The sequence below is a fragment of the Leclercia sp. M-A074-M genome (assembly GCF_965195605.1).
Taxonomy (GTDB): Bacteria; Pseudomonadota; Gammaproteobacteria; order Enterobacterales; family Enterobacteriaceae; genus Enterobacter.
This window is the reverse complement of sequence record NZ_CBDAHM010000011.1, coordinates 103,387-127,527: the sequence shown is the minus strand read 5'-3', so window position 1 is coordinate 127,527 and position 24,141 is coordinate 103,387. Positions and strand designations below refer to the sequence as shown.

At 55.2% G+C, this 24,141-nt stretch carries 28 protein-coding genes; 8 read left to right on the top strand and 20 right to left on the bottom strand.

Going from position 1 to position 24,141, the window contains the following annotated elements; all coding sequences use genetic code 11:
• The 9 genes from ACOKCT_RS20090 to fkpA form a co-directional block, all read right to left on the bottom strand.
• The coding region (locus ACOKCT_RS20090; protein WP_032440645.1) for a GTP-binding protein at positions 1-198 on the bottom strand (198 nt) is incomplete at its 3' end.
• Positions 199-265: 67 nt separating this feature from the next.
• Positions 266-2,380 carry an elongation factor G gene (fusA, locus tag ACOKCT_RS20085; protein ID WP_103177269.1) on the bottom strand — a complete coding sequence of 705 codons (2,115 nt, stop codon included), beginning with the start codon at positions 2,378-2,380 and terminating at the stop codon, positions 266-268.
• A gap of 96 nt (positions 2,381-2,476) precedes the next feature.
• Positions 2,477-2,947, bottom strand: coding sequence for a 30S ribosomal protein S7 (rpsG, locus tag ACOKCT_RS20080; protein WP_004106370.1), 471 nt, complete (start codon positions 2,945-2,947; stop codon positions 2,477-2,479).
• A 96-nt stretch (positions 2,948-3,043) separates the two neighbouring features.
• Positions 3,044-3,418 carry a 30S ribosomal protein S12 gene (rpsL, locus tag ACOKCT_RS20075; RefSeq protein ID WP_003023654.1) on the bottom strand — a complete coding sequence of 125 codons (375 nt, stop codon included), beginning with the start codon at positions 3,416-3,418 and terminating at the stop codon, positions 3,044-3,046.
• 124 nt (positions 3,419-3,542) lie between these two features.
• The gene (gene tusB, locus ACOKCT_RS20070; RefSeq protein WP_103177270.1) at positions 3,543-3,830 is read right to left on the bottom strand and encodes a sulfurtransferase complex subunit TusB; all 288 of its coding nucleotides are present in this window, start codon (positions 3,828-3,830) and stop codon (positions 3,543-3,545) included.
• 7 nt (positions 3,831-3,837) lie between these two features.
• Positions 3,838-4,197, bottom strand: coding sequence for a sulfurtransferase complex subunit TusC (gene tusC, locus ACOKCT_RS20065; RefSeq protein WP_103177271.1), 360 nt, complete (start codon positions 4,195-4,197; stop codon positions 3,838-3,840).
• Positions 4,197-4,583 carry a sulfurtransferase complex subunit TusD gene (gene tusD / locus ACOKCT_RS20060; RefSeq protein WP_103177272.1) on the bottom strand — a complete coding sequence of 129 codons (387 nt, stop codon included), beginning with the start codon at positions 4,581-4,583 and terminating at the stop codon, positions 4,197-4,199. The genes tusC and tusD overlap by 1 nt, the downstream gene beginning before the upstream one ends.
• The gene (locus tag ACOKCT_RS20055; RefSeq protein WP_103177273.1) at positions 4,583-5,305 is read right to left on the bottom strand and encodes a helix-turn-helix transcriptional regulator; all 723 of its coding nucleotides are present in this window, start codon (positions 5,303-5,305) and stop codon (positions 4,583-4,585) included. Before ACOKCT_RS20055 ends, tusD begins: the two co-directional genes overlap by 1 nt.
• 164 nt (positions 5,306-5,469) lie before the next feature.
• A complete protein-coding gene (gene fkpA / locus ACOKCT_RS20050; protein ID WP_103177274.1) occupies positions 5,470-6,288 on the bottom strand; it encodes an FKBP-type peptidyl-prolyl cis-trans isomerase in 819 nt (272 codons plus the stop codon).
• A gap of 236 nt (positions 6,289-6,524) precedes the next feature.
• On the opposite strand from fkpA, the gene ACOKCT_RS20045 reads away from it, so the two are divergent.
• The gene (locus tag ACOKCT_RS20045; protein WP_103177275.1) at positions 6,525-6,743 is read left to right on the top strand and encodes a protein SlyX; all 219 of its coding nucleotides are present in this window, start codon (positions 6,525-6,527) and stop codon (positions 6,741-6,743) included.
• Positions 6,744-6,795: 52 nt separating this feature from the next.
• Here the strand turns inward: ACOKCT_RS20045 and slyD are convergent, their stop codons facing one another.
• The 4 genes from slyD to kefG form a co-directional block, all read right to left on the bottom strand.
• Positions 6,796-7,395: a peptidylprolyl isomerase gene (slyD, locus tag ACOKCT_RS20040; RefSeq protein ID WP_420193808.1), complete on the bottom strand. Its 600-nt coding sequence runs from the start codon at positions 7,393-7,395 to the stop codon at positions 6,796-6,798.
• A gap of 94 nt (positions 7,396-7,489) precedes the next feature.
• Complete coding sequence (locus ACOKCT_RS20035) at positions 7,490-7,690, bottom strand: YheV family putative zinc ribbon protein (RefSeq protein ID WP_103177277.1); 201 nt, start codon at positions 7,688-7,690, stop codon at positions 7,490-7,492.
• Between the two features lie 11 nt (positions 7,691-7,701).
• On the bottom strand, positions 7,702-9,507 hold the full coding sequence (kefB, locus tag ACOKCT_RS20030; protein ID WP_103177278.1) for a glutathione-regulated potassium-efflux system protein KefB: 1,806 nt from the start codon (positions 9,505-9,507) through the stop codon (positions 7,702-7,704).
• Complete coding sequence (gene kefG, locus ACOKCT_RS20025) at positions 9,507-10,061, bottom strand: glutathione-regulated potassium-efflux system ancillary protein KefG (protein WP_103177279.1); 555 nt, start codon at positions 10,059-10,061, stop codon at positions 9,507-9,509. The genes kefB and kefG overlap by 1 nt, the downstream gene beginning before the upstream one ends.
• 121 nt (positions 10,062-10,182) lie before the next feature.
• On the opposite strand from kefG, the gene ACOKCT_RS20020 reads away from it, so the two are divergent.
• The 4 genes from ACOKCT_RS20020 to ACOKCT_RS20005 all read left to right on the top strand — a co-directional run bounded on the left by ACOKCT_RS20020 (position 10,183) and on the right by ACOKCT_RS20005 (position 14,339).
• Positions 10,183-12,087: an ABC transporter ATP-binding protein gene (locus tag ACOKCT_RS20020; protein ID WP_159340226.1), complete on the top strand. Its 1,905-nt coding sequence runs from the start codon at positions 10,183-10,185 to the stop codon at positions 12,085-12,087.
• Between the two features lie 114 nt (positions 12,088-12,201).
• A complete protein-coding gene (locus ACOKCT_RS20015) occupies positions 12,202-13,218 on the top strand; it encodes a hydrolase (RefSeq protein WP_103177281.1) in 1,017 nt (338 codons plus the stop codon).
• A 2-nt stretch (positions 13,219-13,220) separates the two neighbouring features.
• A complete protein-coding gene (locus ACOKCT_RS20010; protein WP_103177282.1) occupies positions 13,221-13,439 on the top strand; it encodes a YheU family protein in 219 nt (72 codons plus the stop codon).
• Positions 13,440-13,469: 30 nt separating this feature from the next.
• The gene (locus ACOKCT_RS20005) at positions 13,470-14,339 is read left to right on the top strand and encodes a phosphoribulokinase (protein WP_103177283.1); all 870 of its coding nucleotides are present in this window, start codon (positions 13,470-13,472) and stop codon (positions 14,337-14,339) included.
• A 49-nt stretch (positions 14,340-14,388) separates the two neighbouring features.
• Here the strand turns inward: ACOKCT_RS20005 and ACOKCT_RS20000 are convergent, their stop codons facing one another.
• Positions 14,389-14,793: an OsmC family protein gene (locus tag ACOKCT_RS20000; protein ID WP_103824831.1), complete on the bottom strand. Its 405-nt coding sequence runs from the start codon at positions 14,791-14,793 to the stop codon at positions 14,389-14,391.
• A gap of 310 nt (positions 14,794-15,103) precedes the next feature.
• Here ACOKCT_RS20000 and crp point away from each other — a divergent pair, with 310 nt between their 5' ends.
• Positions 15,104-15,736 (top strand): cAMP-activated global transcriptional regulator CRP, encoded by a 633-nt coding sequence (crp, locus tag ACOKCT_RS19995; protein ID WP_000242758.1) that lies wholly within the window; start codon positions 15,104-15,106, stop codon positions 15,734-15,736.
• 57 nt (positions 15,737-15,793) lie between these two features.
• Positions 15,794-17,881: a YccS/YhfK family putative transporter gene (locus ACOKCT_RS19990; RefSeq protein WP_159340230.1), complete on the top strand. Its 2,088-nt coding sequence runs from the start codon at positions 15,794-15,796 to the stop codon at positions 17,879-17,881.
• Positions 17,882-17,957: 76 nt separating this feature from the next.
• On the opposite strand, the gene argD is transcribed toward ACOKCT_RS19990, so the two are convergent.
• The 5 genes from argD to ppiA form a co-directional block, all read right to left on the bottom strand.
• Positions 17,958-19,178 (bottom strand): bifunctional acetylornithine/succinyldiaminopimelate transaminase, encoded by a 1,221-nt coding sequence (gene argD / locus ACOKCT_RS19985; RefSeq protein WP_159340225.1) that lies wholly within the window; start codon positions 19,176-19,178, stop codon positions 17,958-17,960.
• Between the two features lie 87 nt (positions 19,179-19,265).
• Positions 19,266-19,829, bottom strand: coding sequence for an aminodeoxychorismate synthase component 2 (gene pabA, locus ACOKCT_RS19980; RefSeq protein WP_156655299.1), 564 nt, complete (start codon positions 19,827-19,829; stop codon positions 19,266-19,268).
• 30 nt (positions 19,830-19,859) lie between these two features.
• Positions 19,860-20,462 (bottom strand): putative adenosine monophosphate-protein transferase Fic, encoded by a 603-nt coding sequence (locus tag ACOKCT_RS19975; RefSeq protein WP_159340224.1) that lies wholly within the window; start codon positions 20,460-20,462, stop codon positions 19,860-19,862.
• Positions 20,452-20,619: a YhfG family protein gene (locus ACOKCT_RS19970; RefSeq protein WP_103177289.1), complete on the bottom strand. Its 168-nt coding sequence runs from the start codon at positions 20,617-20,619 to the stop codon at positions 20,452-20,454. The genes ACOKCT_RS19975 and ACOKCT_RS19970 overlap by 11 nt, the downstream gene beginning before the upstream one ends.
• A gap of 108 nt (positions 20,620-20,727) precedes the next feature.
• Positions 20,728-21,300 carry a peptidylprolyl isomerase A gene (ppiA, locus tag ACOKCT_RS19965; RefSeq protein ID WP_159340223.1) on the bottom strand — a complete coding sequence of 191 codons (573 nt, stop codon included), beginning with the start codon at positions 21,298-21,300 and terminating at the stop codon, positions 20,728-20,730.
• A 278-nt stretch (positions 21,301-21,578) separates the two neighbouring features.
• Between ppiA and tsgA the strand changes: the two genes are divergently transcribed.
• A complete protein-coding gene (tsgA, locus tag ACOKCT_RS19960) occupies positions 21,579-22,763 on the top strand; it encodes an MFS transporter TsgA (RefSeq protein ID WP_420193807.1) in 1,185 nt (394 codons plus the stop codon).
• Positions 22,764-22,766: 3 nt separating this feature from the next.
• Here tsgA and ACOKCT_RS19955 read toward each other — a convergent pair whose 3' ends face one another.
• Positions 22,767-24,083, bottom strand: a complete 1,317-nt coding sequence (locus ACOKCT_RS19955) for a cytosine deaminase (protein WP_156655301.1) — start codon at positions 24,081-24,083, stop codon at positions 22,767-22,769.
• Positions 24,084-24,141: the final 58 nt, after the last annotated feature.

The window sequence follows — 24,141 nt, the reverse complement described above, 5'->3', positions numbered from 1 at the left end:
AGAAGTGTTGATGGTGATACCACGAGCTTTTTCTTCTGGTGCGTTATCGATCTGGTCGAATGCACGAGCAGAACCACCGTAGGTTTTAGCCAGAACGGTAGTGATTGCAGCGGTCAGGGTAGTTTTACCGTGGTCAACGTGGCCGATAGTACCAACGTTGACGTGCGGTTTTGTACGTTCAAATTTTTCTTTAGACACGGCTATATTCCTTACTATAGTGCCCCCTCACCGAGGGGGCACGGGACTTAGATTTTAACCCTACGGCTTATTTACCACGGGCTTCAATTACGGCCTGAGCAACGTTGTTCGGCGCATCATCATACTTCAGGAACTCCATGGAGTAAGAAGCACGACCTTTGGTCAGAGAACGCAGCTGAGTTGCATATCCGAACATTTCAGACAGCGGAACTTCAGCGTGGATCACAACGCCAGTAACGTTAGTTTCCTGACCACGCAGCATACCACGACGACGGCTCAAGTCACCGATGACGTCACCGGTGTTCTCTTCAGGCGTTTCTACTTCAACCTTCATGATTGGCTCAAGCAGAACTGGTTTCGCTTTCTTAAAGCCTTCTTTAAAGGCGATAGAAGCAGCCAGTTTAAACGCCAGTTCAGAGGAGTCAACGTCATGGTAAGAACCGAAGTGCAGACGAATACCCATGTCTACTACCGGGTAACCAGCCAGCGGACCAGACTTCAGCTGCTCCTGGATGCCTTTATCAACGGCAGGGATGTATTCGCCAGGAATTACACCACCTTTGATGTCGTTGATGAACTCGTAACCTTTAGGGTTAGAGCCCGGCTCCAGTGGGTACATGTCGATCACAACGTGACCGTACTGACCACGACCACCAGACTGCTTAGCGTGTTTACCTTCAACATCGGTAACTTTCTGGCGAATTGCTTCGCGGTAAGCAACCTGAGGTTTACCCACGTTAGCTTCAACGTTGAATTCACGCTTCATACGGTCAACGATGATGTCCAGGTGCAGTTCACCCATACCAGCGATGATGGTCTGGTTAGATTCTTCATCAGTCCATACGCGGAATGATGGGTCTTCTTTAGCCAGACGGCCCAGAGCCAGACCCATTTTTTCCTGGTCAGCTTTGGTTTTTGGTTCAACGGCGATAGAGATTACTGGCTCTGGGAACTCCATGCGCTCCAGAATGATCGGGTGATCTGGGTTACACAGGGTATCACCAGTAGTCACGTCTTTCAGACCGATAGCAGCAGCGATGTCACCCGCGCGAACTTCTTTGATCTCTTCACGTTTGTTCGCGTGCATCTGTACGATACGACCGAAACGCTCACGTGCAGCTTTCACGGAGTTCAGGATGGTGTCACCGGAGTTAACCACACCAGAGTACACGCGGAAGAACGTCAGGTTACCCACGAACGGGTCGGTAGCGATTTTGAACGCCAGAGCAGCAAACGGCTCGTCATCACTTGCGTGACGCTCAGCCGGCGTGTCTTTACCGTCGTCCAGGATACCGTTGATCGCAGGAACGTCTACCGGGGATGGCAGGTAATCAATTACCGCATCCAGCATCGCCTGAACACCTTTGTTCTTGAACGCAGAACCACAGGTTACCAGGATGATTTCGTTGTTCAGAACACGCTGACGCAGAGCTTTTTTGATCTCTTCTTCAGACAGTTCTTCACCACCCAGGTATTTCTCCATCAGATCTTCTGAAGCTTCTGCAGCGGACTCGATCAGGTTCTGGTGCCATTCGTCAGCCAGGTCCTGCATGTCAGCCGGGATATCTTCATAAGTGAAGGTTACGCCTGCGTCTTCTTCATTCCAGTTGATGGCTTTCATTTTCACCAGGTCAACAACACCGGTGAAACCTTCTTCAGCACCAATCGCCAGCTGCAGCGGAACAGGGTTCGCGCCCAGACGGGTTTTGATCTGACCAACAACTTTCAGGAAGTTCGCACCCATACGGTCCATTTTGTTAACGAACGCAATGCGTGGAACTTTATATTTATTTGCCTGACGCCATACGGTTTCAGACTGTGGCTGAACACCACCAACTGCGCAGTAAACCATTACCGCACCATCAAGAACACGCATGGAACGTTCTACTTCGATGGTGAAGTCAACGTGGCCCGGGGTGTCGATGATGTTTACGCGGTGTGGTTCATACTGCTTAGCCATACCAGACCAAAATGCAGTAGTCGCTGCGGAGGTGATGGTAATACCACGCTCCTGCTCCTGCTCCATCCAGTCCATGGTTGCGGCGCCGTCATGAACTTCACCGATTTTATGGTTTACACCGGTGTAGAACAGAATACGTTCGGTGGTAGTGGTTTTACCGGCGTCGATGTGCGCACTGATACCGATGTTACGGTAGCGTGCGATGGGTGTTGTACGAGCCATTTGATTCCTCGTTTATCTTTTTAGGCGTTCAGTTAAGTAACCCAAAGCGGGCTGCTTCGCTGAAGCGCCCGCCTGGTGACTAATACTCCGAAGGGATTACCAACGGTAGTGTGCGAACGCCTTGTTGGCTTCTGCCATACGGTGAACGTCTTCACGTTTCTTAACTGCAGTACCTTTGTTGTCTGCAGCGTCAGAAAGTTCGTTCGCCAGACGCAGAGCCATGGATTTATCACCGCGTTTACGAGCAGCTTCAACGATCCAACGCATTGCCAGAGCATTACGACGGACCGGACGGACTTCAACTGGTACCTGATAAGTAGAACCACCAACGCGGCGAGACTTAACTTCTACAGTCGGACGCACGTTGTCGAGAGCTACTTCGAAAGCTTCCAGTTCATTTTTACCAGAACGCTGAGCCAGGGTCTCCAGCGCGCTGTATACGATTGCTTCTGCAGTAGATTTTTTACCATCTACCATCAGGATATTTACAAATTTTGCCAGCAGTTCTGATCCGAATTTCGGATCTGGAAGAATTTTACGCTGACCAATGACGCGACGACGTGGCATGGGAATACTCCGTTGTTAATTCAGGATTGTCCAAAACTCTAAGAGTTTAGTGTGACATTAAGATAAATCAGTTTGGCCTTACTTAACGGAGAACCATTAAGCCTTAGGACGTTTCACGCCGTATTTGGAGCGAGATTGCTTACGGTCTTTAACGCCGGAGCAGTCAAGCGCACCACGAACGGTGTGGTAACGAACACCCGGAAGGTCTTTTACACGACCGCCACGGATCAGGATCACGGAGTGTTCCTGCAGGTTGTGACCTTCACCACCGATGTAGGAAGTCACTTCAAAACCGTTAGTCAAACGCACACGGCATACTTTACGCAGTGCGGAGTTTGGTTTTTTAGGAGTGGTAGTATATACACGAGTACATACGCCACGTTTCTGCGGGCAGGCTTCCAGCGCAGGCACGTTGCTTTTTGCAACTTTGCGTGCACGTGGTTTGCGTACCAGCTGGTTAACTGTTGCCATTAAATAGCTCCTGGTTTTAGCTTTTGCTTCGTAAACACGTAATAAAACGCCCTCATACAATATGAGGACGCGAAATTTTAGGGCTACGTCGAAAAGGTGTCAAGAATTATACAGCGATCTCAGATCACCAGTTCATTTGGCCGGTGTGCTGGATGGCCAGATTGACGAAATCAGTATAGCTAACCACGTCAATTTTGGTTGAAATTTGACCAATTAGGCCGCGGGCCTCGATATCATCTTTAAGCGCTGAGACAGAGATGGGGGCATTACAGAGAATATCAACAAAGCGGCTACCTTCTACTGCCGCCAGAACGCCATCCTGGATCAGCAGCACAGTATCACCCTCACGCAGCATGCTTAACAGGCTTTCGATGTCGCAGTGCCAGGGGGAACGGCTCAGGGTATGGAGCATGCGCGCCTCAGAATGTCAGGATTGTGTCGTAGTGGGAAAGCTGTTCCCGCAGTAATGCCGGTGCAAGTACAGTCGCGTCCAGAATGAAGGGGGTATTCTCTTTCAGGCCGCGGGCCTGCAGTGAAGCTGCACAGACATAGAACGTCTCGATGTCATACAACGGCAGGACTTTAAATGTCGAGATGTAATCCCGCGCCAGCACCGCCTGCGGCTGCTGACCGGCAAGCAGCTGAAATACGCCGTCTCCGATAAAGAACACACCGATCTCTTCCGTCAGTGCAGAAGTGGCCAGTAACGCATCCAGCCCTTCCCTTCCAGCGGCACTGCCATGTGGGGCAGAATGAAATACAAACGCAACGCGGTTCATCAGAATTGCACCATACGATCGCAGGTTAAGGCAGCCTGTGCCAGCGCCCCAAGACCGCTAAGGGAGAAGCCCTCGTTAAGATTCGCGGCAGGCAAACCGAGACGTTGCGCTTCATTCGCATCGCTTACGCCCCGACGCAGAGCCGCCGCCACGCAGATATGCAGGGCAACGCCATGCTCCTGGTTCAGCGACTGCCAGGCCCGGACCAGATCGAACTCGTCTGATGCGGGAGAGGTCAGCTGGTTTGCGTTATACACCCCTTCCCGATAAAAAAAGACGCTGACCAGCTCATGTCCGGCCGCCAGCAGTGCGCGGGCAAACTGCAACGCGCTGCTGGCCTGCTGTGTACCGTATGCCGGGCCTGTCACCATTAATGCAAAACGCATTACTTCTCTTGCCCCAGGAAATCGCCGCTTTTGAACTGACGGATGTAGAGATAGACCGTGTGCTTGGAGATGTTGAGGCGATCGGCCACCTGGTTAATGGCGTCTTTAATATCAAAAATGCCTTTTTCGTAGAGGTTAAGCACGATCTGACGATTCTTGGCATTGTTGGAGACGTTACGATCGGCATTAACTTCTTCAATGGTGAATTCCAGCGTCTGGGTCACGAGATCTTCAACGGAAGAGGCAAAGTTTACTGTGGATCCAACATCCGGCGTTTCTGGCGGAATGAAGGTGTTCATGATCTGGGAGAACGGCACATCAAGGTTCATGTTGATGCACAGCAAACCAATCACGCGATGATCGCGGTTGCGGATCGCGATGGTCACGGACTTCATGAGAACACCGCTCTTCGCGCGGGTGAAATAACATTTGGAGACGCTGCTGTCCGCGCCGGTCATGTCGTGCAGCATACGCAGTGCAAGGTCAGTGATTGGCGAGCCGATTTTACGGCCAGTATGCTCACCATTGGCGATGCGGATGGCAGAACATTTCAGATCTTGCAGGGAGTGCAAAACGATTTCGCAGTGGGACCCAATGAGCATCGCTAACCCGTCCACTACCGCTTCGTAGGATTTCAGAATATCGAAATCGGTCTGATCGAAAGGACGTTGATCCAGCAAATCAAGTTCGCTGGTTTCGTTGGTTAAAAGCGACCTGGTCATGAAAAAAACACTCCTTTTCAGGAGCCTGTCGGTAGGTTTTCAGGGCAGGCTCATTATTTACACGGGCAATTAAGTTAATACAGCGTAGATAGCGCTTCCAGTGTTAATTATATCTATACCCCAATAAAAAAACCGCCGCTTCTGAGGCGGCGGTTTTAACCGGTTTACTTCTTGGTGGCTTCTGCCGGCGCTTCTGGCTTCGCGTCAGGCTTAGCATCCGCTTTCGGCGCTGGCTTGATGTCCAGCAACTCTACGTCGAATACCAGGGTGGAGTTAGCCGGGATACCCGGGACACCCGTTTTGCCATAAGCCAGATCCGGTGGGATGACCAGCTTGATTTTACCGCCTTTCTTGATGTTCTTCAGGCCTTCAGTCCAGCCAGGGATAACACCATCAAGACGGAATGAGAGTGGCTCACCGCGGGTGTAAGAGTTATCGAACTCTTTACCGTCGGTCAGGGTACCTTTGTAGTTCACAACGACGGTATCGCTGTCTTTCGGTGCCTCGCCAGTCCCTTCTTTCTCTACTTTGTAGACCAGGCCAGTAGGAGAAGTTTTTGCGCCTTTCTCTTTAGCGAAAGCGTCACGGAAGGTTTTGCCTTTCGCTTCGTTCTCAGCCGCGTCTTTCTCCATCTTCTCCTGCGCTGCGCCTTTCACGCGCGCTTCGAAAGCCTGCAGAGTTTGCTCGATTTCCTGGTCAGACAGTTTGCTCTTGTCTGCAAAAGCATCCTGTACGCCCGCGATCAGCTGCGCCTGATCCAGCTTGATGCCCAGTTTTTCTTGCTCTTTCAGAGAGTTTTCCATGTAACGGCCCAGAGATGCGCCCAGTGCGTAGGCTGATTTCTGGTCGTCATTTTTGAACGCCGCATTGCTGTCAGCAGTCGCAGCAGGTTTCGCCGCGGTATCGGCAGCGAAAGTCAGCGGCGCATGCAAAGCGACAGCCATCGTGGTCGCCAGCAGCGTTACTTTAAACAGTGATTTCATCCATTTCTCCAGGGCCGGGGACTCTCACCCCGTGTTAAGCGTAAATGAGTAGCGTACTATAAAACGTTGAGGAACAAATCTACAGGTAGACACCCCTGATTAGCACCACATTTCAGACTATTTTTGTTTAAATTAGTTTCGCAGCAAGGGGATGTTTACTGCGCGCAAGGATAATCTCAGGTAAAATTCGCCGCCGCCAGCCCCGGACGGGTTTAACGAAACAAACGAGGTGAATCATGCAGAATAGAGAGATGGAAGCACGTCTGGCTGAGCTTGAAAGCCGCCTGGCTTTTCAGGAGATCACCATCGATGAGCTGAATCAGACCGTCACCGCCCACGAGCTGGAGATGGCAAAGCTGCGGGATCTGATGCGTCTGTTAACGGAAAAAGTAAAAGCCTCCCAGGCATCGCACATCGCGTCGCAGTCGGAAGAGACGCCGCCACCCCATTATTGAGACGTAAAAAAAGCGGGAATATCCCGCTTTTTTGTGCCTTAAGGCGTAACGCTTAGTGGCAACCGCAGCCGCCGTTACCGCCGCAGCCGCCTTTACCGTGCTCGTGGCCATGGTCGTGGCCATGGTCGTGATCGTGGCCGTGACCACCGCAGCAGCCATCGTGACCGTGATCGTGGTCATGACCGTGCGCACCATGAACGTGGCCGTGAGCCAGCTCTTCTTCAGTGGCTTCGCGGATCGCAACCACTTCAACGTTGAACTTCAGGTTCTGGCCAGCCAGCATGTGGTTGCCGTCAACCACAACGTGGTCGTCTTCAACTTCGGTAATTTCTACTGGAACCGGACCCTGGTCAGTTTCAGCCAGGAAACGCATGCCAACCTGCAGCTCATCAACGCCCATGAAGACGTCTTTAGGAACACGCTGAACCAGGTTTTCATCGTACTGACCGTAAGCGTCGTTTGCGCCTACAGCAACGTCAAATTTGTCACCAACTTCATGACCGTCCAGCGCGTTTTCCAGGCCGGAGATCAGGGAACCGTGACCGTGCAGGTAGTCCAGCGGCGCACTCACCGGAGACTCATCAACCAACACACCGTCTTCTGTACGTACCTGATAGGCCAGGCTGACCACCAGGTCTTTTGCTACTTTCATGATATCTCCTGAGCGTGGGAAAATTGCTGGCGCAGATTGTAGCCGAATTCTGCACCCGTGTACCCTTTAGCTTAAAAAAACTCGGGGCATATCGCTAGTCCGGATGAAAAATGCCGATCACTTGTTCTTCTTTGCGAACGTGATCGCGCACTTCTTTATCGGCTTCACGCATCTGGTGACCGCACTTAACACACTCAACAATATCGATATTGTTCTCTCGCCACATGGCCAGTGAATCCTGAGCCTGGCAGGCCGGGCATTTCGCGCCGGCGATAAAACGTTTACGTACCGCCATTCTTTACCTCGTTATTCATATTCATCCCAGCCGTCCGGCTGCCGACGCTCCTGCTGCATCTCACGCTGGAAAATCTCTTCCAGCTCGCGACGCGCCTCCCGTACGCGGGAAATCTGCACCGTATCGGTGTGGACCGGCATCAACTCGCGCAGCATGCGCATATCAAGACGACGGAAATGTAACTGCGCGCGCTGGGCCTGATGAGGATGCATACCCAGCGTCACTAATGCTTTACGCCCCAGCTCCAGTGCACTGGAGAAGGTCTCGCGGGTAAAATACTTTACCCCTGCCTGAAGCAGCTCATGTGCCTCAACACGCCCTCGCGCCCGGGCCAGGATGTGCAGATGGGGAAAGTGCTGCTGGCAGATCTCCACCAGCTTCAGGGTGTCTTCCGGATCATTACAGGTGATAACAATCGACTCCGCCGCCTCTGCGCCTGCGGAGCGCAGCAGTTCGACCTGTGTAGCATCGCCGTAATAGACCTTATAACCGTACTTACGCATCAGGTTTACCGCGCTGATGTCGCGCTCAAGCACCGTCACGCGCATTTTATTCGCCATCAGCAGACGCCCGATCACCTGCCCAAACCGCCCGAAGCCCACCACAATCACCTGCGGTTTATCGTCCTCCACAAAGGGCGCTTCATGCTCATCTTCCGGGGCATTCATCCGGCGAGACAGCTGCTTATCGATAAGCTTCATGAGCAGCGGCGTGGTCATCATCGACAGCGTCACGGTCACTAACAGCAGCGCCATCTGGTCATCCTGAAACAATCTCTGGGACGATGCTGTGGAGAAGAGCACAAAAGCGAATTCGCCCCCCTGGCTCAGCACCCCGGCAAGCTGCGCCTTTTCCGCCTGCCGCAGGCCGTAAACCCGCGCCAGCCCATACAGCACCGCCATTTTAACCGTGACCAGCACGGCAACGCTCATCACCACCCACAGGATATGGGTGTAGAGCACGCCCAGATTCAGCGCCATGCCGACAGAGATAAAGAACAGCCCTAACAGCAGCCCCTTAAAGGGATCGATGGCAATTTCCAGTTCATGCCGGTACTCACTCTCCGCCAGCAGCACACCCGCGATAAAAGTACCGAGCGCCATCGACAGGCCCAGCGCATCCATAAACAGGGCCGATCCCAGCACCAGCAGCAGCGTCGCGGCGGTAAATACCTCGCGTACGCCGGAGGCGGCAATAAACCGGAACACCGGGCGGAGCAGATAGCGCCCTCCCACCAGCATGCCGGCAAAGGCCAACACCTTCATGCCGATCTTCATCCAGTCGAAATGCTCCTCTCCCGATCCTGCCAGCAGTGGAACCAGGGCCAGCGCGGGGATCACCGCCAGATCCTGAAACAGCAGGATCGAGAAGCCCAGCTGCCCCGCTTCGTTGCGGTTCATGCCCTTATCGCGCATCAGCTGTAACGCCATTGCCGTAGAGGACATCGCCAGACCAATCCCGCCAACCACCGCGGCCTGCCATGAGAACTGGGTCAGCATCAGGAGTCCACCAAGGATCACCGCGCTGCACAGCACCTGCGCGGCACCCACACCAAAGATCGAGCGCCGTAGTTGCCAGAGCTTCGTCGGGTTCAGCTCAAGGCCGATAATAAACATCAGAAAGACGACGCCCAGCTCCGAGAAGTGCAGGATTTCGTCCACATCGCTGATGAACCCCAGCCCCCACGGACCGATGGCGATGCCCGCCAGCAGATAGCCGAGCACCGCGCCAATCCCCAGACGCGATGCCAACGGCACCGCCACCACGGCGGCAAACAGGAACAACACGCCTGCCAGTAAAAGATCTGAGCCTTCCATCAGTGACCTCCCGTCAGATTTGGCCCCGCCAGCCACTCACCGTACGCGCGGGCATGGCTGGCCAGCTCATCCTGATGCTGCCGACGAGCCCAGTAGATAATGATCGGACTCAGCCAGTGCATGCGGCACATGGCCGCAGTCAGCTCGAACGGGCGTAAGATCTCGTTCATCGAGTAGCGGTTAAGCCCATCGTGGCGATACGCACTCTCCGGCTCGCCAGTGGTAATGACGCTCCGCCAGGACTTTCCCGCCAGCTGGTTTCCTCCCACCCCACTGGCAAATCCACGGCTCAGGACGCGATCCAGCCACTCTTTCAGCAGCGCGGGGCAGCTGTAGGTGTAGAGAGGATGCTGAAATACGATGACGTCGTGCTGACGCAGCAGCTCCTGCTCATAGGGAATATCGATAAAAAAATCGGGGTAGTGCGCGTAAAGATCGTGCACTGTCACATTACTTAGCTGTAATGCCGGTTGTAGCAAAACCCGGTTGGCGACCGAGTCCTGAGACTCCGGATGGGCATACAGCAGCAGCACTTTGGCTGTCTGGGACATCATTCCTCTCCCGGGTCGTCATCACTGTTGTTTTGGGCTACCATGGCACACCCACGCGGCGCGTGGCGGCACATTTAACCTGATTATAATGACAACTTAACATAGTCGGAACATACGGCGCTCTATGATTGTTTTCTCCTCATTACAAATTCGTCGCGGCGTACGTGTCCTGCTGGACAACGCTACAGCCACCATTAACCCGGGCCAGAAAGTCGGCCTGGTGGGCAAAAACGGCTGCGGTAAATCCACGTTACTGTCATTGCTGAAAAACGAAATCAGTGCCGACGGCGGTAATTTTACCTACCCCGGCAACTGGCAGCTGGCCTGGGTAAACCAGGAGACGCCAGCCCTGAGCGTACCGGCGATGGATTATGTTATCGACGGCGATCGGGAATACCGCAAGCTGGAAGCGGAGCTGCATGCCGCCAACGAACGCAACGACGGCCATGCGATTGCCACCGTGCATGGCAAACTCGACGCTATTGATGCCTGGACTATTCGCTCCCGCGCCGCCAGCCTGTTGCACGGCCTGGGATTCAGTAACGAGCAGCTGGAACGCCCGGTCAGCGATTTCTCCGGTGGCTGGCGCATGCGCCTTAACCTGGCCCAGGCGCTGATCTGCCGCTCTGACCTGCTACTGCTCGATGAACCGACTAACCACCTCGATCTGGATGCGGTGATCTGGCTGGAGAAGTGGCTGAAGAGCTATCAGGGCACGCTGATCCTGATCTCCCACGACCGTGACTTCCTTGACCCGGTGGTGGATAAAATTATTCATATCGAACAGGAAACGATGTTCGAGTACACCGGCAACTACAGTTCGTTTGAGCGCCAGCGCGCGGTACGCCTCTCCCAGCAGCAGGCGATGTACGAAAGCCAGCAGCAGCGCGTGGCGCACCTGCAGAGCTTTGTCGATCGCTTCAAGGCGAAAGCATCAAAAGCCAAACAGGCCCAGAGCCGCATTAAGATGCTGGAACGCATGGAGATGATCGCCCCGGCGCACGTCGACAACCCGTTCCACTTTAGCTTCCGCGCGCCGGAAAGCCTGCCCAACCCGCTGCTGAAAATGGAAAAGGTTAGCGCGGGCTATGGCGAGCGCATCATCCTGGACTCCATCAAACTCAACCTGGTGCCGGGTTCCCGCATCGGTCTGCTCGGGCGCAATGGCGCCGGTAAATCGACGCTGATTAAGCTGCTGGCGGGCGAGCTTACGCCGGTACGTGGCGATATTGGTCTGGCGAAGGGCATCAAGCTTGGCTACTTCGCTCAGCATCAGCTGGAATTTTTGCGCGCGGACGAATCGCCACTACAGCACCTGGCGCGTCTGGCCCCGCAGGAGATGGAGCAGAAGCTGCGGGATTATCTGGGCGGCTTCGGCTTCCAGGGCGATAAAGTGACCGAGAATACTGAGCGCTTCTCCGGCGGAGAAAAAGCGCGTCTGGTGCTGGCCCTCATCGTCTGGCAGCGCCCTAACCTGCTGCTGCTCGATGAACCGACTAACCACCTGGATCTGGACATGCGCCAGGCGCTGACCGAGGCGCTGATTGAGTTCGAAGGCGCGCTGGTGGTCGTTTCGCACGATCGTCACCTGATCCGCTCCACCACCGACGATCTCTACCTGGTGCACGACAGTAAAGTAGAGCCTTTCGACGGCGATCTGGAAGATTATCAGCAATGGCTGACGGACGTACAGAAGCAGGAAAACCAGCCGGAAGAAGCTGCGAAAGAGAACGCCAACAGCGCCCAGGCCCGTAAGGATCAGAAGCGTCGCGAAGCTGAACTGCGCACCCAAACCCAGCCGCTGCGTAAAGAGATCACCCGTCTGGAAAAAGAGATGGAGAAGCTCAACGCCACGCTGGCCACCGTGGAAGAGAAGCTGGGCGACAGCGGCCTGTATGACCAGACTCGTAAAGCCGAGCTAACCGAGTGCCTGCAGGTGCAGGCTAAAACCAAATCCAGCCTTGAGGAGTGCGAAATGGCCTGGCTGGAGGCGCAGGAGCAGCTCGAAGAGATGCTGCAGGCGGACTAATCCTTCCTGGCTTAGCAGGCGGCAACTCAACCGCCTGATAAGCCGCGATTAAACAAATGTAAAAAGTATCAGGCTGTATAGTAAAAGCAGACCACACAAATACTTCACAACCCTATGACACAAACAATCCCATCCGAATTTAACTTTACGCCCGACGAGAGCGCGACCTTTGTCCCCATGCGGGGCCTGTCGAATCGACACCTGCAGACCATGCTGCCGCGTCTTATCCGTCGTAAAGTGCGTTTTACCCCTTTCTGGCAGCGCCTTGACCTGCCGGATGATGACTTCGTTGACTTAGCCTGGAGCGAAGATCCGCTTCAGGCACAGCACAAACCCCGGCTGGTGGTCTTTCACGGTCTGGAGGGCAGCCTGCACAGCCCCTATGCTCATGGTCTGATTGAGGCGGCGAAAGCGCGCGGTTGGCTGGGCGTGGTAATGCATTTCAGAGGCTGTAGCGGCGAACCCAATCGCCAGAAACGCATCTATCACTCTGGCGAAACAGAAGATGGTACCTGGTTCCTGCGCTGGCTGGCAGAGACTCACGGCCCTGCCCCCACCGCTGCGGTAGGCTATTCGCTGGGGGGAAACATGCTGGCCTGCCTGCTGGCAAAAGAGGGGGACGCTATTCCGCTGGACGCCGCCGTTATCGTTTCTGCTCCGTTTATGCTGGAACAGTGCAGCTATCATATGGATAAGGGCTTTTCGCGCGTCTATCAGCACTACCTGCTTAACCTGCTGAAAGGCAACGCCTCACGTAAACTGAAAGCCTATCCGGGCTCGCTGCCGGTCAACCTGGAGCAGCTCAAGCGCATGCGACGCATTCGTGAATTTGACGATCTGATCACCGCGAAAATCCATGGCTTTGCCGATGCGATTGACTACTATCGCCAGTGCAGCGCCATGCCGTTGCTGAATCAAATCACCCGGCCTACGCTGATTATTCACGCGAAAGACGATCCGTTTATGGATCATCACTCGATTCCGGCGCCGGAACATTTACCGGCAAACGTAGAGTATCAACTGACCGAACATGGTGGGCACGTGGGCTTTATCAGCGGAACGCTGCGTAGACCGCAGATGTGGCTGGAGACACGTATCCCGGACTGGCTAACCCCCTATCTGGAAAAATAGACATGATCATTCCCTGGCAGGATCTGGCTCCCGAAACGCTGGATAATCTGATTGAAAGCTTTGTGTTACGCGAAGGCACCGATTATGGTGAAGAGGAACGTTCGCTTGAGCAGAAGGTCGCTGATATCAGGCGCCAGCTGCAAAGCGGTGAGGTGCTGGTCGTATGGTCCGAGTTGCACGAAACTGTCAACATCATGCCTCGCAATCAATTTCGCGGTTAACCGCGACATCTTTCCACTCAGGGAGTTGCTATGTCCGCCAGACATCCGGTTATCGCCGTCACAGGGTCGAGTGGTGCAGGTACCACCACCACCAGCCTCGCCTTTCGTAAGATCTTCTCGCAACTGCATCTGCGTGCCGCGGAGGTCGAAGGCGACAGCTTTCACCGCTACACCCGCCCTGAGATGGATATGGCCATCCGCAAGGCCCGTGATTTAGGCAAACATATCAGCTACTTTGGCCCCGATGCTAACGACTTTGGCCTGCTGGAGCAGACCTTCGCAGAGTACGGGCGAAGCGGCACGGGCCAGTCGCGCAAATACCTGCATACCTATGACGAAGCGGTACCGTGGAACCAGGTTCCGGGCACCTTTACGCCCTGGCAGCCGCTGCCAGAACCCACCGACGTGCTGTTTTATGAAGGTCTGCACGGCGGGGTCGTCACGCCGCACCATGACGTGGCGCGCCATGTCGATCTGCTGGTGGGCGTCGTACCCATTGTAAACCTGGAGTGGATCCAGAAGCTGACGCGGGATACCAGCGAACGCGGCCATTCCCGAGAAGCGGTGATGGATTCGGTGGTTCGCTCCATGGAAGATTACATTAACTTCCTCACGCCGCAGTTTTCCCGCACCCATATTAATTTCCAGCGCGTCCCGACTGTGGACACCTCTAACCCCTTTGCCGCAAAAGCGATCCCGTCGCTGGATGAGAGCTTTGTGGTGATCCATTTCCGCAATCTGGACAATATCGATTACCCCTGGCTGCTGGCGATGCTGCAGGGCTCGTTTATCTCGCACATGAATACGCTGGTGGTCCCGGGCGGGAAGATGGGACTGGCGATGGAGTTGATCATGACGCCGCTGGTACAGCGGTTAATGGAAGGGAAGAAGATCGATTGAGGCTTGTAGGCCGGGCAAACGAAGTGCCGCCCGGCGTTTGATCCGGGACTTACGCCTCGATCACTTCATACGAATGGGTAATATTGACCGCTTTTTCCAGCATCAGCGCCACGGAGCAGTACTTCTCCGCAGAGAGATCCACCGCGCGGGAGACCGCAGCATCTTTCAACGCTTTGCCAGTGACCACGAAATGAAGGTTGATATGGGTAAAGAGACGCGGCGCTTCATCCCGGCGCTCTGAGGTCAGTTTCACTTCGCAGTCGGTCACATCGTGACGCCCTTTTTGCAGAATCGAGACCACGTCGATAGCGCTGCATCCCCCTGCCGCCATCAGAACCACTTCCATCGGGCTGGGTGCTTTATCACCGGAGTTGCCATCCATCAGAATCTGGTGCCCCGAGGCGGACTCACCGAGGAACGTTAACCCTTCAACCCATTTCACACGTGCTTGCATTTTAACTCACTCCAGGCTTGCATTTTTTCTGTCAGATTACGCGCCAGTAACAATTCTGGCAAAGGAAGTCGACCTGCATCAAGCTGAAGCGAGACACCAGGAGACACGCGGCAAAACCTATGCTAAAACAGTCGTGATGCTACAGTAATACATTGACGTTGCACATGTATGCAGAGGACATCACACATTACAGGCTGCTAATTATTGTGACAGCCAGATCCCCAGGTAAGGGGAAGAATTCGATTGCAACCCCAGAGCGAAGGTAGAAAGCCTGACTCTGGAGACAGCTTATAACAGAGGATAACAGCGCATGGTGCTTGGCAAACCGCAAACAGACCCGACTCTCGAATGGTTCTTGTCTCATTGCCACATTCATAAGTACCCATCGAAGAGCACGCTGATTCACCAGGGTGAAAAAGCGGAAACGTTGTATTACATCGTCAAAGGCTCAGTGGCAGTGCTGATCAAAGATGAAGAAGGCAAAGAGATGATCCTCTCTTACCTGAATCAGGGAGACTTTATCGGTGAACTGGGCCTGTTTGAAGAAGGTCAGGAGCGTAGCGCCTGGGTCCGGGCAAAAACTGCGTGTGAAGTGGCTGAGATCTCTTATAAGAAATTCCGCCAGCTGATCCAGGTTAACCCGGATATCCTGATGCGCCTCTCTTCGCAGATGGCTCGCCGTCTGCAGGTCACCTCTGAGAAAGTGGGTAACCTCGCCTTCCTGGACGTGACGGGCCGTATCGCTCAGACGCTGCTGAACCTGGCGAAACAGCCAGACGCCATGACCCACCCGGACGGTATGCAAATTAAAATTACCCGTCAGGAGATCGGTCAGATCGTCGGTTGTTCCCGTGAGACAGTGGGTCGTATTCTGAAAATGCTGGAAGATCAGAACCTGATTTCCGCCCACGGTAAAACCATCGTGGTTTACGGAACACGTTAATTCCGCTCAGACGGCGTGGCATCGCATGATGACACGCCGTTTTTGTCTCTCTCACCCATGTGGCGCAGGCTCATTTATCACCCGGAAGTTAACTACGCACTACGGCAAACCCTGGTGTTGTGTCTCCCTGTGGCTGTGGGGTTAGTACTCGGTTATCTGCAATACGGCCTTCTGTTTTCTCTTGTTCCCGCCTGCTGCAACATTGCGGGTCTCGACACGCCCCATAAACGCTTTTTTAAACGCCTGATAATTGGCGGCTGCCTGTTTGCTGGCTGTAGTCTGGCGGTACAATTGCTGCTGGCGCGTGATATTCCGCTGCCCCTCATTCTGACCGCACTGGCGATGACGTTAGGGGTCACGGCGGAGATCAGCGCCCTCCACGCCCGCCTGCTGCCCGCCTCGCTGATTGCGGCCATCTTTACCCTGAGCCTGGCGGGGAATTTACCGATCTGGGCGCCGCTGCTGATCTACGCCCTGGGGACACTCTGGTACGGGCTGTTTAACTGGTTCTGGTTCTGGCTGTGGCGGGAGCAGCCGCTGCGTGAATCCCTGAGCGTACTCTACCGCCAGCTGGCTGATTACTGTGAAGCCAAATATACCCTGCTGACCCAGCACACCGACCCGGAAAAATCGCTGCCGCCGCTGCTGGCGCGCCAGCAGAAGGTGGTGGACCTGATTAGTCAGTGTTACCAGCAACTGCATATGCTGGCGGCGAACAGGAATCATGAATACAAGCGGCTGCTGCGTATCTTCCAGGTGGGGCTGGATCTGCAGGAGCATATCTCCGTTAGCCTGCATCATCCGCAAGAGGTGCAAAAGCTGGTCGAGCGCAGCCACGCTGAAGCGGTGATCCGCTGGAACGCGCAGACCGTCGCCGCCCGGCTGCGGGTACTGGCCGACGATATTCTCTATCACCGCTATCCCACCCGCTTTAACATGGACAAACAGCTCGGCGCGCTGGAGAAAATTGCCCGCCAGCATGCGGATAACCCGGTCGGCCAGTTCGCCGCCTGGCACTTCAGCCGTATTGCCCGCGTGCTTCGCACCCAACGCCCGCTCTACCCGCGTGACCTGATGGCGGATAAGCAGAAGCGCCTGCCGCTGATCCCCGCCCTGAGAAGCTATCTGTCGCTAAAGTCTGCCGCCCTGCGTAATGCGGCACGTATCAGCGTCATGCTGAGTATCGCCAGCCTGATGGGTATGGCGCTGCACCTGCCTAAGCCTTACTGGATCTTAATGACCGTTCTGCTGGTGACGCAAAACGGCTACAGCGCCACGCGGGTGCGCATCCTCCACCGGGCAGGCGGCACGATGGCGGGGCTGATTATTGCGGGGATCACCCTGCACCTTCACGTCCCGGAAGGCTATACCCTGACGGGTATGCTGCTGGTAACGCTGGTGAGTTACCTCATCATCCGTAAGAACTACGGCTGGGCGACGGTGGGCTTTACGCTGACCGCGGTCTACACCCTGCAACTGATTACGCTCAATGGTGAGCAGTTTATTATCGCCCGGCTGGCAGATACGCTGATTGGCTGCCTGATTGCCTTTGGCGGCATGGTGTGGCTGTGGCCGCAGTGGCAGAGCGGATTGCTGCGACAGAACGCCCACGACGCGCTGGAGGCCGACCAGGAGGCCATCCGCCTGATCCTCAGCGACGATCCGCAACCCACGCCGCTGGCCTGGCAGCGCATGAAGGTCAACCAGGCGCATAATGCCCTGTTCAACTCCCTCAACCAGGCGATGCAGGAGCCGGGCTTCAATTCGGCCTATCTGGCGGATATGAAACTGTGGGTGACGCACAGCCAGTTTATCGTCGAGCATATCAACGCAATGACGACCCTGGCGCGGGAGCATACGATGCTGACGCCAGACCTGGCGCAGCGTTATTTGCAGTCGTGTGAAATCGGCCTTCAGCGCTGCCAGCAGCGCCTGGAGTATGATGAGCCGGGTGAGAGTGGGGACAGCAATATTCTGGAAGCGCCAGAGACGCTGACGCACGGCCCGATGAGCACGCTGGAACAACATCTGCAGCGCATTCTGGGGCATCTGAATACTATGCACACCATTTCGTCGGTGGCCTGGCGCCAGCGTCCACATCATGGCATCTGGTTGATCCGGCGTTTGAAACGCACACCGTATTAAACGCCGGGTGGCGCTGCGCTTACCCGGCCTACGGTCTTGTAGGCCCGTGCAAGCGTAGCGCCGCCGGGCTACACAGCTACTGCTGAACCACCCGCTTCACCGCCTGCGCAAAGCGGGTCATCCCCTCTTCGATATCCTGGCTTTCCACCAGCAGCGACGGCGCAAAGCGCATCACGTCCGGCCCGGCGTTGAGCACCATCGTCCCTTCGCTGGCGGCGGCGTAGAGAAAATCGCGCGCCCGGCCTTTGTACTGCGGCTTCAGTTCGGCACCAATCAACAGTCCCATGCCACGGATATCACTGAAGACATCGTACTGCGCATCGATCTGCTGGAGATGCTTCACAAACTGCTCGCGCTTCGTATTGACGCCGCTCAGCACTTCCGGGGTATTGATGATATCGAACGCCGCTCCGGCAACCGCGCACGCCAGCGGGTTGCCGCCATAGGTCGAGCCGTGAGAGCCCACGTGGAATGCCGATGCGATATCCTGCGTGGTGAGCACGGCGCTCACCGGGAAGCCACCCCCGAGCGCTTTGGCGCTGGTCAGGATGTCCGGCGTCACGCCGTAGTGCATATAAGCAAAGAGATCCCCAGTACGGCCCATGCCGCTCTGCACTTCGTCAAAGACCAGCAGGGCCTGGTGCTGATCGCACAGATCGCGTAGCCCCTGCAGGAATTCTGGCGTTGCCGCCATCACGCCGCCTTCACCCTGGATCGGCTCAACCACCACCGCGCAGGTGTGATCGTCCATCACCGCTTTTACCGCATGCAGATCGTTAAACGGCACGTGGATGATGTCGGCCGGTTTCGGGCCAAAACCATCGGAATATTTTGGCTGACCGCCCACGGTCACGGTAAACAGCGAACGGCCATGAAACGCATTGTGGAAGGCGATGATTTTGGTTTTAAACGGGCTGTGGCGGGTGGAGGCGTAATAACGGGCCAGCTTGAAAGCGGTTTCGTTGGCTTCGGTGCCGGAGTTCATAAACAGCACACGCTCGGCAAAGGTAGCCTCGATGATTTTGCGCCCGAGACGTAGCGCAGGTTCGTTGGTAAAGACGTTGCTGGTGTGCCACAGGGTTTCGCCCTGGGTTTTCAGCGCCTCGACCAGCGCCGGGTGGCAGTGACCTAACGCCGTCACCGCAATGCCGCCCGCAAAATCAATGTACTCTTTGCCCTGCTGATCCCAGACGCGGCTGCCTTTCCCCTTCACCGGGATAAACTCAGCCGGTGCATAAACTGGCAGTATCACTTCATCGAATGTTGCGCGCGTAATTGCAGATTGTTCAGTTGCCATGTAACCCCACCCTTTTTTAAGTACAAAGCAGAAGTGAAAATATAATCACGAAATATGCTTAAAAAATCACTTTATGGCAACTAAAAATCAACGATTGAGGAAATTAGCCAGCAGCTGGTGGCCCTGTTCGCTGAGAATGCTTTCGGGGTGGAACTGCACCCCTTCCAGATCCCATTCACGGTGACGGATACCCATGATCTCCTGCGTTTCGCTCCAGGCGGTGACCTCAAAGCAGTCGGGTAAGGTGGGCGGATCGATAATCAGTGAGTGATAGCGGGTGACGGTAAGGGGGTTGTTCAGACCGCAGAAAACTCCGACGCCGTTGTGCGTCACCGGGGAGGTTTTGCCATGCATCACTTTCGCTGCCCGCACAATGGTGGCGCCAAAGACCTGGGCGATGGCCTGATGCCCGAGGCAGACGCCCAGAATCGGCACTTCACCGGCATAGCGCTGGATCACCGCCAGCGAGATGCCAGACTCATCCGGCGTGCAGGGGCCGGGGGAGATAACGATTTTTTGCGGATTGAGCGTGGCGACATCCTCCAGCGAGAGTGCGTCGTTGCGCCGGACCACCACCTCCGCCCCCAGCTCGCAAAAATACTGGTACAGGTTCCAGGTGAAGGAATCGTAGTTATCAATCAGCAGAATCATGGCGGCTCCTGAAAAAATGGCCGCCCTATTCTACTCAATTTCCCCGGCTTCGCTTACCACTTTACTGAAGATTGCGTTCAACGCGCTCAGATCCCCCATCGCACCGCTCTGGTTGGCCTGCGCCCACTCTTCCGGATCGATATCGCGCCAGTCAAGCTGGTAGCCCGCATGGATCGCCAGCTGCTCAAAGAAGATGCGCTGAACAATACCGTTGCCGATGCGGAACGGATGCAGAACGTTGATCTCGCAATAGTAGTGGCTGAGGCGGTTAATGAACTCCTCTCTCTCCAGCCCAACGAGATAGCCCTCCTCCTCCAGATCCTGCATCAGGGCGTTGCCCTCTTTTTCGATGTAGGCGAAGTGGCAGAAGCGGGTATCGCCCTGGTAAATATCCATCTCACGAATATCACCCGCCCAGTCAAAGATATCCTGATAGATATGCTGATGAATGGCGCACAGATGTGGGAGGCCGCGCAGCAGCGGCCCCAGCCCCAGGGTTGCCGCTCGCAGTGCGGTAAATTCATACGCCGCCTGCGCCAGACGCTCCGCCTGGCGGATGCCCAGCCGGTTACGCATGACATTCAGGCCGGGATAGAGATAGGGATCGCGATCGTTGCCGTATTTATCGCTCATACTGCCTCCTGAGCTCCTCAAGACGCAGTTCTGCCTCGTCGGCATTGAGCGTGACTAAGGGACTATCGACGCCTTCAAGACGGCGACTGGCCTGAAAATTCGCGTTTCGCTGTTGTTCCCAAAGACGGGATTTTTGCTTATCAGTGAGTTTTTTCACCCTTTTCCTCCCTGCTTGTGCCCGTGTTGCCACAAGTATAAGCAGCAAACTGCGGTTTCGCAGGGAGGTAAAGGCAACGCGGGCAAAACCTGCCCGCGCCATTACGGATTAAGGCAGGACTTTCGCAGAGAGGATAACTATCGGTTTTGACGGCACATTCTGGTAAGGGCCGACGTCGTGCGTCTGCACCTGAGAAATTTTATCGGCTACATCCATGCCTTTCACAATTTTACCAAATACCGCATAGCCAAAGTCACGCTGGCCGTGGTCAAGGAAGGCGTTGTCCGCCACGTTGAGGAAGAACTGGCTGGTTGCGCTGTCTTTATCGGCGGTACGCGCCATAGAGATGGTGCCGCGGGTGTTACGCAGGCCGTTATCCGCTTCGTTCTTGATTGGCGGGTTTGGCTGCTTCTGCTGCATCTGATCGTTGAAGCCGCCGCCCTGCACCATAAAGCCCGGGATCACACGGTGGAACGTAGTGCCGTTATAAAAACCGCTGTTGACATAATCGAGGAAGTTTTTCACAGAAACGGGAGCTTTCTGACTGTTCAGTTCCAGCTCAATGTTGCCGGCAGAGGTGGTCAACAGAACGTGCGGGTCTCCTTTCGCTGCCAGCGCAGCAGGAGAGAGGGCTGAAAGAGCGAATACAGCCGCGACAGCCGCCAGAGTTGATTTGAGCATGAGAATTCCTTAACAAAGCGCAGTAAAGAAAGCGAATGGCTTGATTCTAAAGAGCAGTATGAATCCAGGCCAGCCCTTTACCTAATTTTACCTATTTGAAACAGATGTAACCGCCCGGCAAAGTCGTGCCAGCACCATTAACGTGATTAATATCACTATTTATAATGCAATGAATGATTAATTTGACCTAAAAGATTTAATTAGATCACATTCACGATTAAAATCTGGCCGCTCGCAGCGCAGCCAATGCGCTTTACACTTCTCTTCACAGGCCAGTCATGACTAACAGCAATCGTATCAAGCTCACATGGATCAGCTTCTTCTCCTACGCCCTCACCGGTGCGTTGGTAATTGTCACCGGGATGGTGATGGGAAATATCGCAGACTATTTCAACCTGCCCGTTTCCAGCATGAGTAACACCTTCACCTTTCTTAACGCCGGGATCCTGATCTCCATTTTTCTCAATGCCTGGCTGATGGAAATCGTCCCACTGAAAACCCAGCTGCGTTTTGGCTTTGTGCTGATGGTGCTTGCCGTGGCGGGTCTGATGCTCAGCCATAGCATCGCATTGTTCTCCGCCGCCATGTTTGTGCTGGGTCTGGTCAGCGGCATCACCATGTCGATTGGTACCTTCCTCATTACCCACATGTATGAAGGCCGTCAGCGCGGCGCGCGACTGCTCTTCACCGACTCCTTCTTCAGCATGGCAGGGATGATCTTCCCGATTGTGGCCGCCGCGCTGCAGGCCCGCAGCATTGAGTGGTACTGGGTTTACGCCTGCATTGGTCTGGTCTACGTGGCGATCTTTATTCTGACCTTCGGCTGTGACTTCCCGGTCCTGGGCAAAAAAGCGCAGACCACCAGCGAGCCGGTGGTGAAAGAAAAATGGGGGATTGGTGTCCTGTTCCTCTCCATCGCCGCCCTCTGCTACATCCTGGGTCAACTGGGCTTTATCTCTTGGGTGCCGGAGTATGCCAAAGGTCTGGGGATGAGCCTGAACGATGCCGGTAAGCTGGTGAGTGACTTCTGGATGTCCTACATGTTCGGCATGTGGGCGTTCAGCTTTATCCTGCGCTTCTTCGATCTGCAGCGGATCCTCACCGTGCTGGCGGGCGCCGCCACCGTGCTGATGTACCTGTTTATCAACGGCTCTCCGGAGCAGATGCCGTGGTTTATCCTGACGCTCGGCTTCTTCTCCAGCGCCATTTACACCTCGATCATCACTCTGGGCTCCCTGCAGACCAAAGTGGCTTCGCCGAAGCTGGTTAACTTCGTGCTGACCTGCGGCACCATCGGCACCATGCTGACCTTCGTGGTAACCGGCCCGATTGTGGCGCACAGCGGCCCGCTGGCAGCGTTACACACCGCCAATGGTCTTTATGCCGTGGTATTTGTAATGTGCCTGGTGCTGGGCTTCGTCACCCGCCACCGCCAGCATAACGCGGCGGCAGCGACGCACTAATCCTTATGCCCCTTTGCGCTCAGTAAAGGGGCTGTTTTTGGTAAAGCATACCTCTTCCCCACCGCTGTCCATCTGAACCCATGTCTGGGCTAACTGCGTGGCGGCAATGACCCTGCCCTGACGAATCGACCAGCGCACAGGCACCTGACAACGCACCGCCTCAAAGCCACTTTCCGCGGGCAGAATCACCAGATTCGCCGGATTCCCCGTCTCAATACCGTAATCGCTCAGCCCAAACGTTCTGGCGCTGTTATAGGTGATCAAGTTAAGTCCGCTATCAATTTGCTGATACCCCATCATCTGACAGACATGCAGCCCCATATGCAGCACCTGCAACATATTGCCGGTGCCCAGCGGATACCACGGATCAAACACGTCGTCATGGCCGAAGCAGACGTTGACGCCCGCCTCAAACAGCTCCTTCACGCGGGTAATGCCGCGCCGCTTCGGATAATCATCAAAGCGCCCCTGCAGATGGATATTCACCAGCGGATTGGCCACAAAGTTAATCCCGGAGAGCTTCAGCAGACGAAACAGCCGCGAAGTGTAAGCCCCGTTATAAGAGTGCATGGCGGTGGTATGGCTGGCAGTGACGCGCGGGCCGATCCCGGCCTCATACGCCAGCGTCGCCACCGTTTCGACAAACCGTGACTGTTCATCGTCGATCTCATCGCAGTGAATATCCAGCGGCCGGTCGTACTTCTTCGCCAGTTCAAAGGCGATATGCAGGGACTGGACGCCATACTCCCGGGTGAATTCGAAGTGCGGGATGGCGCCCACCACATCCGCCCCGAGCTTTAAGGCCTCTTCCAGCAGCGCCGCGCCATTCGGGTAAGAGAGAATCCCTTCCTGCGGGAAGGCCACAATCTGCAGCGTCACCCACGGGGCGACCTCCTGCTTCACCTCCAGCATCGCTTTCAGGGCGGTCAGCGTCGGGTCGGAGACATCCACATGGGTGCGCACAAACTGGATGCCGTTGGCGATCTGCCACTTCAGGGTTTTCCAGGCCCGGGCTTTGACATCCTCATGGCTGAGCAGCGCTTTGCGCTCTGCCCAACGCTCTATGCCTTCAAACAGCGTCCCGGACTGGTTCCAGTTCGGCTCACCTGCGGTCTGGGTGGTATCCAGGTGGATATGCGGTTCGATAAAAGGCGGGATGGCTAACCCTCCGCGGGCATTCAACACTTCATAGCTCTCACCCTGCTTTTCGCCCGTCGGGGTGATTTCGCCAAAACGACCGTTCTCAATAGCCAGTTGCCAAAAGCCTTCACGGCCCGGTAAACGGACGTTCTGAATAAGCCAAAGCGGTGCTGTAGACATCATATTCTCCCTAAGATGGGGGCTGAAATTCAGGAGTAGCTGAAATTAAAAATTAGCC